The organism is Caulobacter sp. BE254, from assembly GCF_031457295.1.
Taxonomy (GTDB): Bacteria; Pseudomonadota; Alphaproteobacteria; order Caulobacterales; family Caulobacteraceae; genus Caulobacter.
On sequence record NZ_JAVDWJ010000001.1, the window covers coordinates 65,246 to 81,549 of the forward strand.

A 16,304-nucleotide genomic window follows, 5' to 3' on the forward strand; every position below is an offset into this window, starting at 1 on the left:
GCGCCATGCGGGATCGCCGGCCTGAAAGGACCTCATGTCCGACCGACCGGACGCGCGTCAGGCCACGCGCTGGACCGCCCTGCTCGACCTGATCGGCTTCCACCAGATCACGGCGCAGGAAATCCGCGCCGAGACGCTGTTCCTGGGGAGCCGCCACCAGGGACGGATCGTCGAGGGCGCTCAGCTGGAACTGAAGGCGCCCGAGCTCTCCGCCCATCGCGGCGCCCTGCTGCGGGCCGTGATCCGCGCGGCCCCGCCGACCGCCGCCGTCGAGGCCGACCAATGACCGACGAGGAAGCCCAGGTCCTGAGTCGCGAAAACGACTATCTCAAGCGCCGCAACGCTCAGCTGCAGGATGACGTCACCAGCCTGGGCGGCCAGCTCCTGCGCCTGCAGCAGGAACTGGAGCGGATGAGCGGTCGCCGCGCCGCGGCCTCGCCCGATCCCCTGTCGGGCGGCCAATAGAATGACGCTTTCCCCGGGACAGCTCGTGGCCCTGAAGAACCTCGCCCGCAAGAAGGCCGGCGAGGCCGTCGACTGGATCAACATCGCCGATGCGCGCGGGTTGACCGATCTGGGCCTGGCCGAGCGCAACGGCGGCGGCTGGGTGATCACGACGGACGGCCTCGCCGCCCTGGCGAACCAGAACGCTTCGGAATAACGTCATAACTGATTGAAATCATGCCGCTATAGCTGTCAGAATTCGTGCGATACTCAGTCGGCGATGAAGCGGTAGCCGATCCCCGGTTCTGTCAGGATCATCGTCGGGGTCGACGGGTCGGCCTCCAGCTTCTGGCGCAGCTGGCCGACGAACACCCGCAGGTACTGGGTGTCCTGGGCGTGGGCCGGACCCCAGACCGCGGTAAGCAGGTCCTTGTGAGTCAGCACCTTGCCCCGGGCCTGGGCCAGGCGGGCCAGGACCTCGTATTCACGCGGCGAGACCTTCACCACGGCGCCGTCGCGGGTCACCAGATGCTTTTCCAGATCGATCTCGACCGCCCCCGCCCGGATCGGCGCCAGAGGGCCTTGAGCCTGGCCGCGCTGACGCAACGCCACGCGAAGACGCGCCAGCAACTCCCCGACTCCGAACGGCTTTTCCACATAGTCGTTGGCGCCCAGATCCAGGGCCTGGATCTTCTCGGCCTCGCGATCGCGCGCCGACAGGATGACGATCGGGCCCTCGTAGAAGGCGCGAGCCTTCTCCAGCACCGCCTTGCCGTCCATGTCGGGCAGGCCCAGGTCCAGCACCACGGCGTCCGGCGACCACAGGGCGATGCCGCGCAGCCCCTCCTGGCCGCTGTCGGCGCGCAGCGGCTCGTAGCCGGCGGCGTCCAGGGCCGGGCCGAGGAACCGATGGATCTGCGGCTCGTCGTCGATGATCAGGATGCGTTGGCGGACTGCGCTCATGGCTTGGTCATAGCAGATGATGCGGAGTCGCGATGGCCTTGGGCAGGCTGATCAGGATCCGCGTCCCCTTGCCGTCGTGGATCGGGCTGGCGGCGGCGATCCGCCCGCCCATGGCGTCGACGAAGCCCTTGGAGATCGACAGGCCCAGGCCCGCGCCCTGGTGGCGGTCGGTGGGCTCCTCCATGCGGCGGAACTTCTCGAAAACCTGCTCCAGCTCGGCGGTCGGTATGCCCCTGCCCTCGTCCTCGATGCTGATCACCACGTTGGAGCGGTCCTCGTAGGCGGCCATCTCGATCCTGGCGCCGTCCTGGCTGTAGGCGATGGCGTTCTCCAGGATGTTGACCACGGCCTGTTCCAGCAGGCTGGGGTCGGCGCGCACCAGGCTGAGCTCGACGGGGAAGTCGCGGGCCAGCACCCGGGTCTCCAGCCGACGCGAGACCCGCGCGGCCGCCGCGCCCAGCACATCGCGCACGTCGGTCCAGTCGGTGCGCAGCCGCAGCGCCCCGCCCTCCAGCCGGGTCATGTCCAGCAGGTTGCCGACATAGCGGTTCAGCCGCTCGGCCTCCTCGCGGATGCTGAGCAGCAGGTCGTCGCGCACCGCCGCCGTCATGCCCTTGCCGTAGTCGATCAGGGTGCTGGAAGCGCCCAGCACCGTCGACAGCGGCGTGCGTAGGTCGTGGCTGATCGAATTGAGCAGGGCCGAGCGGAAGCGGTCGGCGCGGCGCAGGGTCTCGGTCTCGACGGCCTCGGTGGCCAGTTCGGCGCGCTCCAGAGCCACGGCTCCCTGCTCCAGCAAGGCTAACAGCAGCCGTTCGTCCTCGGAGCCGGCGACCATGGCCCCGGCCTCGACGCCGGCCACCCCGGCCCGCGAACGCACGCCTTCCAGCGGCCAGAAGGTCCAGCGGGTCTGCGGCAAGGTGCCGGTGCCGAACCCCGCCGCCTCGCCCTTCTCCCAGGCCCAGCGCGCGGCGGCCATCGGCGCGGCGTCCAGCTCTTCCAGGGTCGGCGCGCCGGCGGCCGGCTGGAGTTCGCCATTGGCCGGCAGCAGCACCACGGCCTTGGCCCCGACCGCCGCCGCCGTCTGTTCCGCCAGGGCCTTGGCCGCCGCCTCGCGCCCGGCGGCCGCCGAGAAGGTGCGGCTGGCGGCCAGCAGGGCCGAGACCGCCGAGGCTCGCCGCTGGGCGTCGCGGCCTTGATCGCGCACCCGTCCCGCCAGCCCGCCGGCCGCCAGGGCCACGGCCCAGAAGACCACCAGGGTCAAAAAGTCGGTCGGCGTGCCGATCGCGAACGAATGGCGCGGCTCCAGGAACATGTAGTTGTAGACGAGGAAGGCCACGGTCGCCGCCGCCAGGGCCGGCCGCAGCCCGCGCAGCACCCCGGCCGCCAGCACCGCGGCCAGGAAGATCATCCCCAGGTCCACGCGGTCGAAGGCCACGTCCAGGCCCCAGGCCACGACCGTCGCGGCGGCGACGCAGCCGGCGGCGAGCAGGTAGGCCGTCCAATCCACCTTCGGCCGGCGGGGCGGAACCTCGACGACCGCCTCGTGGGTGGCCTCGGTGACCACGTGGATCGCCGCCCCGCGGGCCTCGCGCAGCAGGGCCGCCGCCAGCGACCGCCCCAGCAGCTCGCGCCAGCGGCTGTCGGCCGACTTGCCGATGACGATCTGGGTGACGTTGTTGCGGCGGGCATAGGCCATCACCGTGGCGACGATGTCGGCCCCGCTGAGCACCACGGTCGAGCTGCCCAGCTGCTCGGCCAGCTTGAGGGCGTCGCGCAGCCGGGCCGCCGCCGCCGGGCCCCTGGCCGGCTGGTCCAGGCGGTCGACGTGGGTCACCGTCCAGGGCGCGTCCATCATCATGTCCGACAGCCGCCGCCCGGCCCGCACCAGGCCCGAGGCCATGGCGTCGCCGCCGACCAGCACCAGGATCCGCTCGCCGGCCGCCCAGGGCCCCTCGACCCCCTTCTCGCGCATGGCGGCGACCAGTTGGTCGTCGACGGTCTGGGCCGCGCGGCGCAGGGCCAGTTCGCGCAGGGCCGTCAGGTTCTCGACCTTGAAGAAGTTCTCGGACGCCAGGCGCGCGGTCTCGGGCACATAGACCTTGCCCTCGCCCAGGCGGTCGCGCAGTTCCTCCGGGGTGATGTCGATTAGTTCGATGGCGTCGGCCCGCGACAGGGCGCTGTCGGGCACGGTCTCGCGCTGGCGCACGCCGGTGATGCGCTGGACGACGTCGACCAGGCTCTCCAGGTGCTGGACGTTCAGGGTGGTCCAGACGTCGATACCCGCCGCCAGCAGCTCCTCGACGTCCTGCCAGCGCTTGGGATGGCGCGAGCCCGGGGCGTTGGAATGGGCGTATTCGTCGACCAGCAGCAGAGCCGGCCGGCGGGCCAGGGCCGTGTCGAGGTCGAACTCCATCATCACGTGGCCACGATGGTCGATCGGCTTGCGTGGCAGCACGTCCATGCCGCGCAGCAGGCTTTCGGTCTCGCGCCGGCCGTGGGTTTCGACTAGGCCGACCAGCACGTCCTGACCGTCGGCCTTGCGGCGGCGGGCGGCGCGCAGCATCTCGTAGGTCTTGCCCACGCCGGGCGCCATGCCCAGGAACACCTTGAGGCGCCCCCGGCCGGCCTTGACGGCGGCGGCCAGGAGCGCCTCGGGATCGGGTCTTTTCGGATCGTCAGCCGGCACTAGCCGTCCTTCTTGCGCTGGGCCGCGAAGCGGGCGTCCAGCGCCCGGTTGACCGCCAGCACATTGACCCGCGGCTGGCCGACGAAGCCGAACAAGCGGCCCTGGACCTGGCTCTCGATCACCGCCTGTACGGCGGCGACCGGCGCCCCTCGCGCCCTGGCGATGCGCGGGGCCTGGAAGCGGGCGTACTCAGGCGAGATGTCTGGATCCAGGCCCGAGCCGGAGGTGGTCACGGCGTCGGCGGGGATGGCCGCGCCGGGGTTCTCGGCGCGCAGGGCGTCGGCGTCGGCCTTGATCCGCTTGGCGAGAGCTTCGTTCAGCGGACCCATGTTCGAGCCGCTGGAGGCCGAGGCGTCATAGCCGTCGGGGCCGGCCGCCGACGGGCGCGGGTGCAGGTAGCCGGGCTTGGCGAAGGCCTGGCCGATCAGGGCCGAGCCGACGACCGCGCCGCGGGCGTCGCGCACCAGGCTGCCGTTGGCCTGGGCCGGGAACGCGACCTGGGCGAGCCCCGTGACGGCCAGCGGATAGGCCAGGCCCAGCAGGACCGTGAACAGGCCCATCGACACCAGGGCCGGCCTCACGTTCGTGAACATCGGGTGGGAGAGCATGAGCTTCGAGTCTCCGAGAATTGCAGCTTAGGCCAAGCCGAGGCCGGATACGATCAGGTCGATCAGCTTGATGCCGACGAACGGGGCGACCAGGCCGCCCAGGCCGTAGACCAGCAGGTTGCGCGACAGGAGCTTTCCCGCCCCAACCGCCCGATATTTAACGCCTTTCAGGGCCAGCGGAATCAGGGCGACGATGACCAGGGCGTTGAAGATCACCGCCGACAGGATGGCGCTCTGCGGGCTGTGCAGACGCATGACGTTCAGCGCGCCGAGCGCCGGCAGGGCGACCACGAACATCGCCGGGATGATGGCGAAGTACTTGGCCACGTCGTTGGCGATCGAGAAGGTCGTCAGGGCCCCGCGGGTGATCAGCATCTGCTTGCCCACCTCGACGATCTCGATGACCTTGGTCGGGTCGCTGTCGAGGTCGACCATGTTGCCGGCCTCACGGGCGGCTTGGGCGCCGGTCTGCATGGCCACCCCGACGTCGGCCTGGGCCAGAGCCGGGGCGTCGTTGGCCCCGTCGCCGCACATCGCCACCAGCCGACCCTTGCCCTGTTCCTCGCGGATCAGCCGCAGCTTGTCCTCGGGCGTGGCCTCGGCCAGGAAGTCGTCGACCCCGGCCTCGGAGGCGATGGCGGCGGCGGTCACCGGATTGTCGCCGGTGATCATCACCGTGCGCAGGCCCATGCGGCGCAGGTCGGCGAAGCGTTCCTTGACGTTGGGCTTGACCACGTCTTTCAGGTGGATGACCCCGACCAGCACCCCGTTCTCGCTGACCGCCAGCGGCGTGCCGCCCGAGCGGGCGATGCGGTCGACGGCGGCCGTCACCTCGCCAGGGACCTGCCTGGGATCCAGGGCCAGCGACCGGTAGACGGCGTCCACCGCCCCCTTGCGCCAAGACATCCCGTCCGCGTCGAGGCCCGACTGGCGGGTCGTGGCGCTGAAGGCGATCGAGGTTGCGCCGACCGGCGCTTCGATGACGATCCCCTGGCTGCGGCCCAGCTCGACGATCGAGCGGCCTTCGGGCGTCTCGTCGGCCAGGGAGGCGCTGACGGCGGCGCGCAGGGCGGCGTCGGGACGCACGCCCGGCGCGGCGATCACCTCGGTGGCCATGCGGTTGCCGAACGTGATGGTGCCGGTCTTGTCCAGCAGCAGGGTGTCGACGTCGCCCGCCGCCTCCACGGCCCGGCCCGAGGTGGCCAGGACATTGTGCTTCATCAGCCGGTCCATGCCGGCGATGCCGACCGCCGACAGCAGCCCGCCGATCGTCGTCGGAATGAGCGTGATGAACAGCGCCCCCAGCACCAGCGGGTCCAGGGCCACGCCCGAGAACTGGCCCAGGCCCAGCAGGGTGACCACGGCGATCAGGAAGATCAGGGTCAGGCCGGCCAGCAGCACCGCCAGGGCGATCTCGTTGGGCGTCTTGCGACGGTCCGCGCCCTCGACCATGGCGATCATGCGGTCCAGGAACGTGCCGCCTGGCGAGGCGGTGACCCGCACCTTGATCCAGTCCGACACCACGGTGGTGCCGCCGGTGACGGCCGAGCGGTCGCCGCCGCTCTCGCGGATGACCGGCGCGCTCTCGCCGGTGATGGCCGCCTCGTTGACGCTGGCCATGCCCTCGATGATCTCGCCGTCGGTCGGGATGACGTCGCCGGCCTCGACCAGGATCACCTCGCCGGGGACCAGCTTGTGGGCGGCGGTCGGGATGATCGTGCCGGTCTTGTCATCGATGATCAGCTTGGCGTTCGTGGTCACGCGGGTGGCGCGCAGACTGTCGGCGGCGGCCTTGCCCCGCCCTTCGGCGACGCTCTCGGCCAGGTTGGCGAACAGCACCGTGGCCCACAGCCAGGCGGCCACCTGGACCGCGAAACCGGCCGCCTGGTGGTTCGCCAGCGCTGCGACAGCCGAGACCGTCGACAACAGGGCCACGATCCAGGTGGCGAAGATCACCGGATTGCCGGTCAGCTTGCGCGGGTCCAGCTTGACGAAGGCGTCCTTGGTCGCGCGGGTCAGGATGGCCGCGGACAGGCCGCCGGTCAGGGCGCTGGCCTTGCGCCGGCCCTCCCCGGTCTGGGGCTCGTCCAAGGGGGTTTGAAGGGTCGTCATCTTCAATCGCCTTTGCGATCAGGACGCGTGGGCGACCGCGGCGAGCACCTGGAAGTGCTCGACGATCGGACCCAGCGCCAATGCGGGGAAGAACTGCAGGCCGCCCAGGATCAGGATCACCCCGACCAGCAGGCCGATGAACAGGCCGCCGTCGGTGGGCAGGGTCCCGGCCGACGGGGCAAGCTTGGGCTTGGCGGCCAGCGAACCGGCCATGGCCAGGACGGCGATGATCGGCATGAACCGGCCCATGGCCATGGCCACGCCCAGGGTCGCGTCCCACCAGGGGGCGTTGGCGGTCAGGCCGGCGAAGGCCGAGCCGTTATTGGCCGTGGCCGAGGTGTAGGCGTAGAGGATCTCCGACAGGCCGTGCGGACCGGCATGCATCAGGCCCTTCAGCGCCTCGGGCAGGATCGCCGCGACGGCCGAGAAGCCCAGGGTCGAGACCGGGATGGCCACCACGGCCAGGATCGATAACTGCACCTCTCGGGCCTCGATCTTCTTGCCGAGATATTCGGGGGTGCGGCCCACCATCAGGCCGGCGACGAACACCGACAGCACGGCCATGACGACCATGACGGCGATGCCCGAGCCGATGCCGCCGGGCAGGATCTCGCCCAGGTGCATCAGGAACATCGCCATGCCGCCGCCCAGCGGCATCAGGCTGGAATGCATGCCGTTGACCGAGCCGTTCGAGGCCCCGGTGGTCATGGCGACCCAGGCGGCGGTGGCCGGCGCGCCGAAGCGGGTCTCCTTGCCTTCCATATTGACCGAGGCGTCGACATGGGCGGCGACCAGGGCCGGCGCGCTCTGCGTCTCGGTGACGTAGATCGTCGCCGCGCCGGCCGACAGCAGGACCATGCCCGCTACCACTAGGGCCCGAATGTCCTTCTTGGCCAAGACGCTACGGCCGAAAGCGAAGAAGGCGGCCCAGCCCAGAACGTCGATCGAGACCGCCGTGATCAGGTTGGTCAGCGGCGTGGGGTTCTCGAACGGGTGGGCCGAGTTGGCGTTGAAGATCCCGCCGCCGTTGATGCCCAGCATCTTGATGGCCTCCTGCGAGGCCACGGCGTAGAGCGAGATCTTCTGGTCGACGCCTTCCAGGGTGTGGGCTGTGACGCCCGCGGCCAGGGTCTGGGGCAGGCCCAGGGCGACCAGGGTCACGGCCAGCAGGAACGACAGCGGCAGCAGCACATAGAGCGTGGTGCGCACCAGGTCGGCCCAGAAGTTGCCGACCCCCTCGCCGCGATTGGCGACGAAGGCGCGGGCCAGGGCGGCGGCGACCGTCGCGCCGGTGGCGGCCGAGACGAAGTTCTGGGTGGTCAGCACCAGCATCTGGCTCAGCGTCGACATCGTCGACTCGCCGGCATAGCTCTGCCAGTTGGTGTTGGTGACGAAGCTGATCGCGGTGTTGAACGACAGGTGCCCGGAGAGCCCGGGGAAGCCTTGCGGGTTCAGCGGCAGCACGCCCTGCAGGCGCAGCACCGCGTAGACCAGCAGGAAGCCGACCAGGTTGAAGGCCAGCAGCGCGCCGGCATAGCCGTACCAGCTCTGGCTCTTGGCCGGATCGACGCCGCAGGCCTTGTAGAAGACGGCCTCGACCGGACGCAACACCGGGTCCAGCCAAGTGCGCTCGCCGTTCCAGACCCGCGACATGTAAACGCCCAGCGGCCAGCCGATCGCGACCGCCAGGCCCAGCGTCAGGGCGATTTCCGCCCAGCCTTGCCAATTCATGAGATGGGTTCCGTCAGAACTTGTCGGGTCGCAGCAGGGCCACGACCATGTACGCCGCGACGACGAGCGCCCCGGTGGCCCACAGCACGTTCACCAGCATGGTCACACGCGCCTCAGGGCGGCGGCGAAGGCGGCGAAGGCCAGGAATAGCCCGCCGCCCGCCGCCAGGAAGATCAGATCAGCCATCCTTGGCCTCCAGCTAACTTGGCTGGAGAGGACCACGGGGGAGCGTAAGGGCTCCATTCGCCATGGCGCGGATCGGCGTAAGGGGAGCGTAAAGGCGGAACGCGCCGCGCCCGAGATCTCAGGCCTCGAACCGCATCCCGTCATAGGCCGGCTCGACCCCGGGCGGAAGTTTCGCAGCCAAGGCGTTGAAATCCAGGTCGATATGCAGGTTGGTCAGGATGGCGCGGCGCGGCTTGGCGCGGGCGATCCAGTCCAGGGCCAGGCCCACATGGGCGTGGGTCGGGTGCGGCGTCCAGCGCAGGGCGTCCACCACCCAGACGTCCAGGTCGCTCAGGGCCGCCCAGCTCTCCTCGGGAAAGCCGATGGCGTCGGGCGTGTAGGCGACGTCGCCGAAGCGGTAGCCGACGGCGCGGATCTCGCCATGGTCGACGTCGAAGGTGGTCACCGGGATCGCGCCGCTGGGCCCGTCCACGGTCCAGGGCTGGCCGTGCGGCGGAATGGGATGGGCGTCGCAGATGGCCGGATAGCCGCCGTGGCTCTCGAAGATGTAGCCGAACCGTCGCCCCAGGCTCTCCGTCGTATAGGCGTCCATATAGGTGGGCACGCGCCGGCGATGGTTCAGGAAGAAGGCTCGCAGATCGTCGATCCCGTGGGCTTGGTCGGCGTGATCATGGGTGAACAGGCAGGCGTCGACGCGCCTGACCCCCGCCCTCACCGCCTGCAGCCGGAAGTCTGGGGCCGTGTCGACGACGACCGTGGTGTCGGTCGCCGGATCGCCGCCCGGCCGCCGCACCAGCATCGAGCAGCGGGTGCGCAGATTCTTCGGTTCGGCCGGGTCGCAATCGCCCCAGGCGCCGTCGGCGCGCGGCACGCCGCCCGACGAGCCGGAGCCCAGGATGGTGAACTCCAGCTTGGCGGTCATGTCCGCGGGATCCCGTCGAACAGGGCGAAGAAGGCGTCCTCGGTGCGCGCCTCGGCGTCAGTCCGGGTCCAACCGCGGATCTCAGCCAGCTTGTCCAGCACGTGGGGCAGGTAGGCCGGCTCGTTGCGGCGGCCGCGCATCGGCACGGGGGCCAGGTACGGGCAGTCGGTTTCCAGGATGATCTTGTCGGCCGGCATGTCGGCGATGATGTCGCGCACCGCCTGGGCCTGCTTGAAGGTGGCGATCCCCGAAACCGAGAACCACGCCCCCAGCGCCGCCATCCGCCGGGCCAGTTCGGGACCGCTGGTGTAGCAGTGCATCAGGATCTTGAACGGCCCCCGGGCGTGCTCCTCCTCGAGAATGTCGCCCATCACCGCGTCGGCCTCGCGGGTGTGGACCACCAGCGGCAGGTCGGTCTGGCGCGCCGCCGCCACATGGGCGCGGAACACGTTCGCCTGCACGTCTCGCGGACTGAGGTCGTAATGGAAGTCCAGCCCCGTCTCGCCGATGCCGATCACCTTGGGCCGACCGGCCAGTTCGACCAGCCGCTCGGTCGTCAGGTCCACATGGTCCTTGGCCTCGTGCGGATGGGCCCCGACCGTGCACCAGATGTCGTCATGGGCCATGGCGATGGCGTGGACGGCGTCGAACGACGGGATCTTGTCGCAGATGGTGACCATCAGCTCGATCCCGGCCTGGCGGGCGCGGTCGATCACGGCCTGGCGGTCCTCGTCGTACTGATGGGCGTGCAAGTTTACGTGGCTGTCGATGAGCATGCGGTCACATCGCCGCCCGGGCGGCGGCGCGCAAGTCCATGATCGCGGTCCAGAACACGTCCGCGCGGTCCAGGTTTACGGCCTCGGCCTCGCCCGGGGCGCGGACGATCTTCTCCCAGGCCGCCACCCAGCGGTCCAGGCCGGCCGGCGTGCGCTCGCCGGCCATGCCCGTGGCCATGGCGTGGATCTGGTCGCCCAGGCGATCGAACAAGAGCTCGAACCGCGCGGCGCCCTCGGCGCCCTTGAAGGTGTCGGCCATGGCCAGCAACGCGCCCTCGTCCAGGTCGGGCAGCTTGCGCAGAATCTCGCCGGCCGCGTCGTCGGCTTCCAGCGCCCCGGCGGCGGCCAGCTGCAGGGCGCGGCCCGGCGCGCCCTTGGCCATCCGCGCTAGGCGGTCGGCCTCGTGGGCCGAGACCCCGGCCCGTTGCTCGACCATGGCGGCGGCCCTGGACAGCTCCGGCGCGGGCACCACCAGCCGGCGGCAGCGCGAGCGAATGGTCGGCAGCAGGCGGCCCGGCGAATGGCTGACCAACAGGATCACCCCGCGCGGCGGCGGCTCCTCCAGGGTCTTCAGCACGGCGTTGGCGGCGTTGACGTTCAGGTCGTCGGCCGCGTCGATGATCGCCACCCGGTAGGGCGAGACGGCCGGAGAATTGGCGAAGAAGGCCGGCAGCAGGCGGGCCTCGTCGACCGGGATCGACTTGCGGGCCTTGCCGTCGTCGGTCGCCCGCTCCAGCACCATCAGGTCGGGGTGCGACCGCGCGGCGACCTGGCGGCTGACGAAATCGGTGGGCGCCGAGCCCAGGGCGCCGAACGCCGGATCGGGCCGCGCGCCCAGCAGGCGGCGGGCCATGCGATAGGCCAGGGTCGCCTTGCCCACGCCCTCGGGGCCGGTCAGCAGCCAGGCGTGGTGCAGCCGTCCGCGGTCCAGGGCGTCCAGGAAGGCCAGCTCGGCGGCCTCGACGCCGTCGATGGCGAACACGTCGCGGGGATGGGGCGGCGCGTCCACGGGCTACAGGCCCAGCCGGGTGGACACCGCGTCCCAGACGTCGGCCCAGACCGCGTCGATCGCGTCGTCGGCCTCGATCACCACGCAGCGTTGGGGTTCGCGACGGGCGATTTCGAGGAAGGCCTCGCCCAGGCGCTGGTGGAAGGCCAGCCCCTTGGACTCGAAGCGCGCCTCGCCGCCCCGGGCCAGGGCGCGCTTCAGACCGACCTCGGCCGGGATGTCGAAGATCAGGGTGAGATCAGGCGTCGTGCCGCCCAGGACCTGCTCCTCCAGCGCCTTGATCAGGCCGATCGGCGCCTCACCGCCCGCCCCCTGATAGGCCCGGGTGCTGTCGGCGAAGCGGTCGCACAGCACGATGGCCCCGCGGTCCAGGGCCGGGCGGATCACCCGTTCGATGTGGTCGCGCCGGGCGGCGTACATCAGCAGGGTTTCGGTGACCGGCGACCAGCGGTCGACATCGCCGTTCAGGATCAGGTCGCGGATCTGCTCGGCGCCCGGGCTGCCGCCCGGCTCGCGGGTCAGCACCACGTCGGCGCCGTCCGCCTGCAGGCGTTCGGCCAGGCGGCGGATCTGGGTGGACTTTCCAGCCCCCTCGCCGCCCTCGAAACTGATGAAGGTTCCACGCGTCACGGGCTTCAAATCGGCCGTAACGCCCGTCTTGTCCAGAGGCGATCGCGACGCTGTTAAGGACGCAGCACGGTGGCGTCGGAAAAGCCCAGGGCGGCGACGCGGTCGCGCACGCCGAAGGCCTCGGCCTCGTCGAGCCCGGCCTGGACCACCACGCGGTAGAGCACGCCCTGGGCGCGCTGGATCGACTCGATCGAGGTCTCCCCCGCCCCGCCCAGCTGGGCCACGGCCCGCTCGGCGTTGTCGCGGTTGGCGAACGACCCGGCCTGGACGCGATAGGCGCTTGGGCCGGCGCTGGCGAGGACGGGCGCTGGCTCGGCCGGTACCAGTGGCGCCGGCGCTGGCGACGCGTACGGGACATAGTCCGGGTCGGCGGCCTTGGGCGGCGGCGGCGCGGCGTAGGCCGGTTGGGCCGGCGGCAGGCCGGTCGCGTAGACGCGGGCCTTGGGCGGCGGCGCGGCGCGTGGCTCAGCGGGCGGCGGGGTCGAGGCAATCATCCGCGGCTGGTCGAAGGGGGTCTTGCCGGCCGGACCGACGTAGCGGACGCGGACATGGGCCACGCCTGCCCGGCCATAGCCCAACTGCTCGGCGGCGGCTTTCGACAGGTCGATGATGCGACCGTCGACGAACGGCCCGCGATCATTGACCCGAACCTGCAGCTTGCGGCCGTTGTCTAGGTTGGTGACCTCGACGATGCTGGGCAGCGGCAGGGTCTTGTGGGCCGCCGAGGGCACGTCCATGTCGAAGATCTCGCCATTGGCCGTGCGCCGGTTGTGGAACTGCTCGCCGTACCACGAGCCGATCCCCTTCTCGTCATAGTCGCGATCGGCCTTGGGATAGTACCAGATCCCTCTGATTTGGTAGGGCTTTTCGGTGCCGCGCAGGCCCGCGGTCGAGCCCGGGGCGGGCGGTCCCGAATAGGGTCTGGCCGTCGGTTGCGACGAGGCCGTCGGCGGCAGCCGGGTCGGCATCGGCGTGGCGCAGGCGGCCAGGCCGGCGCAACCCAGGGCCGCCACGGCGACGCCGCGCAGCAGACGCAACGCGCCTTGCGTCTCGCTTTCCATGACCACGCCGGCTCCCGAACACTGCATCTCGCCGGTCAGGGTCGTTCAGGAGGCTTGACGTCCGGTTAACCAAAGGTGCGGCCAAACGCGCCGGAATCGACTGGAGCGGCCGCGCGACCGCTGATATAGGCCCCTGCTCCGGGCAGGTGGCCGAGTGGTTTAAGGCAGCGGTCTTGAAAACCGCCGTGGGTGAAAATCCACCGTGGGTTCGAATCCCACCCTGCCCGCCAGATCAGAACAACAGTGGGCGCGCCGTCCGCCATCGGTCCCACACGGCACGCGGGCGATGCCGGGCGCGACTGGCGTAGCGCGATAGCCCGAGCGCTCCGCTGGAGTCAGTTGCCGAGGAAGCGCTTGGTGCGTTCAGCGGCATCGACCTTGATGATCGCTTCCTCGGCCGTAGCGCATTCGCCTCCGCGCACGGAGCCGTCGCGGCATCCGTCCACGACCCGCCGCGCCTCGTCGATATGCGCCACGAAATACTGCGTGCCCCGCGCCTCGCTTGCCGCCAGAGCCATAGGCGATGGACGGACAACGGCAGCTTGCTGCGTCGGCGCGATGACCGGGCGCAGGGCGAAACCGCCCGCGAAGCCGATGACCAAAGTGATGACAGCGATGATGATCGTCTTTGTTTGCAACATGACGTAGGAGCGTGGAGGCTTCTTCACGGCTGAAGAACTCTTCCTAGTTTACTGTTTTCGTCAAGCTGGCGCAGCCGGTGAATCACGTCGCGTTCGGCAACCGGATGCGAGATGGGCGACGCAATCAGCATCTGCCGCTTCCCATCGTTTCGCAGCCAAAGTCGCTATAGCGGCTCGTCCTGATCGGGCATGCCCGTCAACGATCCGCCTCGACGTTTTCGAGCGTCTTGCCGGCATCGTGCTGATCGCGGTTTGATAGGGCGCGATGAGACCGATCCATGAGATTCTGTCGGACAAGCGGCTGGAGCGGGCTGCGGGTTCCGGCGCCTTCGCGCGGGGCGCGGCCTATCACGCGCAGGGCCGCGTGGACCTGCTGTCGCTGGACGACGGCCAGGCTGTCGCGCGAGTTCGAGGAACCGAGATCTATCGGGTAAAGCTGCGCTGGCGTGGCGATGTCGCGGCAGGAACCTGCGATTGCCCGGCGTTCGACTCCACCGACTTCTGCAAGCACATGGTCGCCGTGGCCATGACCGCTCGCGAGCGGGCCGACGACGGGACAATGATCGATCGGCGCGCCCGGCTGGTCGAGCATCTGCGCCGACAGGGCCTGGACGCGGCGATCGCTCGCCTCCTGTCCCTGGCCGAGCGCGACGCGAACCTGTGGGCCGAGATCGAGGCGGACGCCCAGGACGCTCTCGAAAACGACCAGGCGCTTGTTCGCCGATACCGGGCCGAGATCGACGCGGCCTGTCACGTCGCTGGAGACGTCGGCTACTACGCGGTCGGAACCTACGCCGACGGCCTGTCCGCCCTGCTCGATCGGGTGGAGCGGTTGAACGCCAACGGCCGGGCGACCGCCGTTGTGGCGCTGATGGCGCACTTCCTCGAGGCCATGCAGGACGTCTTCGAGGCCATCGACGACTCCGAGGGCGAGCTGAGCTCCGCCGTCCAGCGGGCCCTGGAGATTCATCTGGCCGCCTGCGAGCAGACCGGGCCCGACCCCCTGGACCTGGCCCAATGGCTGTTCCAGCACGAGGTGGACGGCGAGTGGCCCGCGTTCGAAGACCTGCGCATCGACTATGCCGAAGTGCTGGGCAAGACGGGCATGGCCGAGTATCGGCGATTGGCGGAAGAAGCCTGGGCGGCGACCGCGGCCAAGGACCGGGCGCAACGCTACGCCTTGCGCGAGATCCTCGACCAGTTCGCGCGTGAAGACGGCGACCTTGACGCCCGGATCGCGCTGCGCAGCGCGGATCTTACCGGCCAGTACGCCTATCTGGAGATCATCAAGATCTGCATGGAGGCCGAGCGCCAGGACCTGGCCCTGAAGTGGGCGCGGGACGCCGTCTGGATTTTCGAGGACGCTCCCAATGTGAATTTAGTCAGCCTGGCGGCCCAACTCGAAGCCCAGGCGGGCCGAAGCGACGAGGCCCTGTCGCTTCTCTGGCGCGCCTTCGAGCGGGCGCCCGATCTAGCCCTGGTGAACCACCTGAAGCGCTTGTCGCCGATCGACGTCGTCGATCGCACCGCCGAGGTCCTGACCGCCAAGGGGCTCTGGGCGATGCTGTTCGAACTGCAGTTGGCGGAGGGGCGGCTGGACGCCGCCTGGGAGATCGCCAATCGGCGGACGCTCGGCGATTGGCGACTGAAGGCGCTGGCCGACGCCAGCCGCCAGACCCATCGCTCGGAGGCCCGGGCGGCCTACGAGCGCTTGGCGGAATCCAGCGTGCAGCTCGGCAATGCCGGCGCCTACGATACGGCGATCAAATTCATTCGCCTTCGGGGACAGCTGTGCGACGACCCCGCGTCCCAGGCCGCCTACGTCGCCGATCTCGCCCTGCGCCACAAGGCCAAGCGCACCTTTATCCAGCGCCTGGACGCGCTCCGCTGACCCGCGTCGCCTCGCGTTCGAGCGCCGCCAGCAGCAGTCGTTCGACGTCGTCGGGAACCGCCACCCGGCGCTTGACGACGGGCCAGAGCTCGATCGGCGGCTCCAGGGTCAAGGACAGGTCCAGGGTGACCGCGTGGAGATCGTCCTTGAGCCGGCGCCCGGACCCGCATTGCAGGCCCTCGCACGCCGCGCGGGGGTGGCATTCTCGAAAGCCACAGACGCGACCGAGATAGCGGCCATCGCCGTTGCACAGGAAGATGTCGGCGCCGAGATTGATCGCGCCGGCGCGGCCCTTCAGCCGCCTCGCCGCCTGGGCGAGCGACGTCAGGTCGGTGTGGTCGGCCAGGGTGACGAGGAGATCGACGTCCTTCGGGATCGGCTTGCCGGTCGAAATCGAGCCGACGAGCGCGATGCGCAGCACCTCGGGGCAGGATCGTGCTTCGCGAACGAAATCCAGCGCGGCCGCCAGCAGCACTGGGCGAGGATCGGCGACGCTGGGCCGCGGCGCATGGATGTCGGGACGGTTCCGAGCCATGGCTAGCAGCTTCGCCCAGCTGGATAGCCAGATCAATCCTTGCCCGCCTCCACGGAGAGGTTCGATCCGCCTGTCGCCCGCGCATCGCGAAACTTGATAAGACCGCGCG

At 70.2% G+C, this 16,304-nt stretch carries 17 protein-coding genes and 1 tRNA gene; 5 read left to right on the top strand and 13 right to left on the bottom strand.

Annotation, left to right across the window (positions count from 1 at the left end; genetic code table 11):
* Positions 1 to 34: 34 nt before the first annotated feature.
* The 3 genes from J2X41_RS00270 to J2X41_RS00280 are packed head-to-tail and all read left to right on the top strand — an operon-like array spanning position 35 to position 661.
* Positions 35 to 286, top strand: a complete 252-nt coding sequence (locus J2X41_RS00270) for a hypothetical protein (RefSeq protein ID WP_310078725.1) — start codon at positions 35 to 37, stop codon at positions 284 to 286.
* Entirely contained in the window at positions 283 to 465 is a 183-nt protein-coding gene (locus J2X41_RS00275) for a hypothetical protein (RefSeq protein ID WP_310078726.1), read from the top strand. Before J2X41_RS00270 ends, J2X41_RS00275 begins: the two co-directional genes overlap by 4 nt.
* Before the next feature lies 1 nt (position 466).
* A complete protein-coding gene (locus J2X41_RS00280; protein WP_310078727.1) occupies positions 467 to 661 on the top strand; it encodes a hypothetical protein in 195 nt (64 codons plus the stop codon).
* Between the two features lie 53 nt (positions 662 to 714).
* On the opposite strand, the gene J2X41_RS00285 is transcribed toward J2X41_RS00280, so the two are convergent.
* From J2X41_RS00285 to J2X41_RS00335, 11 genes are all read right to left on the bottom strand, one after another.
* The gene (locus J2X41_RS00285) at positions 715 to 1,407 is read right to left on the bottom strand and encodes a response regulator (RefSeq protein WP_310078728.1); all 693 of its coding nucleotides are present in this window, start codon (positions 1,405 to 1,407) and stop codon (positions 715 to 717) included.
* A 7-nt stretch (positions 1,408 to 1,414) separates the two neighbouring features.
* Entirely contained in the window at positions 1,415 to 4,093 is a 2,679-nt protein-coding gene (locus tag J2X41_RS00290) for a sensor histidine kinase KdpD (RefSeq protein WP_310078729.1), read from the bottom strand.
* Complete coding sequence (gene kdpC / locus J2X41_RS00295) at positions 4,093 to 4,686, bottom strand: potassium-transporting ATPase subunit KdpC (RefSeq protein ID WP_310079831.1); 594 nt, start codon at positions 4,684 to 4,686, stop codon at positions 4,093 to 4,095. The genes J2X41_RS00290 and kdpC overlap by 1 nt, the downstream gene beginning before the upstream one ends.
* Before the next feature lie 42 nt (positions 4,687 to 4,728).
* On the bottom strand, positions 4,729 to 6,813 hold the full coding sequence (gene kdpB / locus J2X41_RS00300; protein WP_310078730.1) for a potassium-transporting ATPase subunit KdpB: 2,085 nt from the start codon (positions 6,811 to 6,813) through the stop codon (positions 4,729 to 4,731).
* Positions 6,814 to 6,831: 18 nt separating this feature from the next.
* Complete coding sequence (gene kdpA, locus J2X41_RS00305; protein ID WP_310078731.1) at positions 6,832 to 8,544, bottom strand: potassium-transporting ATPase subunit KdpA; 1,713 nt, start codon at positions 8,542 to 8,544, stop codon at positions 6,832 to 6,834.
* A 13-nt stretch (positions 8,545 to 8,557) separates the two neighbouring features.
* Positions 8,558 to 8,650 carry a potassium-transporting ATPase subunit F gene (locus tag J2X41_RS00310; protein WP_310078732.1) on the bottom strand — a complete coding sequence of 31 codons (93 nt, stop codon included), beginning with the start codon at positions 8,648 to 8,650 and terminating at the stop codon, positions 8,558 to 8,560.
* A 198-nt stretch (positions 8,651 to 8,848) separates the two neighbouring features.
* Positions 8,849 to 9,652 (bottom strand): MBL fold metallo-hydrolase, encoded by an 804-nt coding sequence (locus tag J2X41_RS00315; RefSeq protein WP_310078733.1) that lies wholly within the window; start codon positions 9,650 to 9,652, stop codon positions 8,849 to 8,851.
* A complete protein-coding gene (locus tag J2X41_RS00320; protein ID WP_310078734.1) occupies positions 9,649 to 10,428 on the bottom strand; it encodes a TatD family hydrolase in 780 nt (259 codons plus the stop codon). The genes J2X41_RS00315 and J2X41_RS00320 overlap by 4 nt, the downstream gene beginning before the upstream one ends.
* 4 nt (positions 10,429 to 10,432) lie before the next feature.
* On the bottom strand, positions 10,433 to 11,437 hold the full coding sequence (locus J2X41_RS00325) for a DNA polymerase III subunit delta' (RefSeq protein WP_310078735.1): 1,005 nt from the start codon (positions 11,435 to 11,437) through the stop codon (positions 10,433 to 10,435).
* Between the two features lie 3 nt (positions 11,438 to 11,440).
* On the bottom strand, positions 11,441 to 12,067 hold the full coding sequence (gene tmk / locus J2X41_RS00330) for a dTMP kinase (RefSeq protein ID WP_310078736.1): 627 nt from the start codon (positions 12,065 to 12,067) through the stop codon (positions 11,441 to 11,443).
* A gap of 53 nt (positions 12,068 to 12,120) precedes the next feature.
* A complete protein-coding gene (locus J2X41_RS00335) occupies positions 12,121 to 13,128 on the bottom strand; it encodes a septal ring lytic transglycosylase RlpA family protein (protein WP_310079832.1) in 1,008 nt (335 codons plus the stop codon).
* Positions 13,129 to 13,268: 140 nt separating this feature from the next.
* Here J2X41_RS00335 and J2X41_RS00340 point away from each other — a divergent pair.
* A tRNA-Ser gene (locus tag J2X41_RS00340) sits at positions 13,269 to 13,358 on the top strand.
* 105 nt (positions 13,359 to 13,463) lie between these two features.
* On the opposite strand, the gene J2X41_RS00345 is transcribed toward J2X41_RS00340, so the two are convergent.
* Positions 13,464 to 13,796 (bottom strand): hypothetical protein, encoded by a 333-nt coding sequence (locus J2X41_RS00345; protein ID WP_310078738.1) that lies wholly within the window; start codon positions 13,794 to 13,796, stop codon positions 13,464 to 13,466.
* A gap of 238 nt (positions 13,797 to 14,034) precedes the next feature.
* Between J2X41_RS00345 and J2X41_RS00350 the strand changes: the two genes are divergently transcribed.
* Positions 14,035 to 15,660: a DUF6880 family protein gene (locus tag J2X41_RS00350; RefSeq protein ID WP_310078739.1), complete on the top strand. Its 1,626-nt coding sequence runs from the start codon at positions 14,035 to 14,037 to the stop codon at positions 15,658 to 15,660.
* On the opposite strand, the gene J2X41_RS00355 is transcribed toward J2X41_RS00350, so the two are convergent.
* Positions 15,632 to 16,135, bottom strand: coding sequence for a hypothetical protein (locus J2X41_RS00355; RefSeq protein ID WP_310078740.1), 504 nt, complete (start codon positions 16,133 to 16,135; stop codon positions 15,632 to 15,634). The two genes, J2X41_RS00350 and J2X41_RS00355, sit on opposite strands and share 29 nt — an antisense overlap.
* Between the last annotated feature and the right edge of the window lie 169 nt (positions 16,136 to 16,304).

What these genes read in the sequence shown, in the direction of transcription:
- J2X41_RS00270 (WP_310078725.1), top strand. Translation starts at nt 35, where the DNA reads ATGTCCGACCGACCGGACGCGCGTCAGGCCACGCGCTGGACCGCCCTG.
- J2X41_RS00275 (WP_310078726.1), top strand. Translation starts at nt 283, where the DNA reads ATGACCGACGAGGAAGCCCAGGTCCTGAGTCGCGAAAACGACTATCTC.
- J2X41_RS00280 (WP_310078727.1), top strand. Translation starts at nt 467, where the DNA reads ATGACGCTTTCCCCGGGACAGCTCGTGGCCCTGAAGAACCTCGCCCGC.
- J2X41_RS00285 (WP_310078728.1), bottom strand. Translation starts at nt 1,407, where the DNA reads ATGAGCGCAGTCCGCCAACGCATCCTGATCATCGACGACGAGCCGCAG.
- kdpC (WP_310079831.1), bottom strand. Translation starts at nt 4,686, where the DNA reads ATGTTCACGAACGTGAGGCCGGCCCTGGTGTCGATGGGCCTGTTCACG.
- kdpB (WP_310078730.1), bottom strand. Translation starts at nt 6,813, where the DNA reads ATGACGACCCTTCAAACCCCCTTGGACGAGCCCCAGACCGGGGAGGGC.
- kdpA (WP_310078731.1), bottom strand. Translation starts at nt 8,544, where the DNA reads ATGAATTGGCAAGGCTGGGCGGAAATCGCCCTGACGCTGGGCCTGGCG.
- J2X41_RS00315 (WP_310078733.1), bottom strand. Translation starts at nt 9,652, where the DNA reads ATGACCGCCAAGCTGGAGTTCACCATCCTGGGCTCCGGCTCGTCGGGC.
- J2X41_RS00320 (WP_310078734.1), bottom strand. Translation starts at nt 10,428, where the DNA reads ATGCTCATCGACAGCCACGTAAACTTGCACGCCCATCAGTACGACGAG.
- J2X41_RS00335 (WP_310079832.1), bottom strand. Translation starts at nt 13,128, where the DNA reads ATGGAAAGCGAGACGCAAGGCGCGTTGCGTCTGCTGCGCGGCGTCGCC.
- J2X41_RS00350 (WP_310078739.1), top strand. Translation starts at nt 14,035, where the DNA reads ATGAGACCGATCCATGAGATTCTGTCGGACAAGCGGCTGGAGCGGGCT.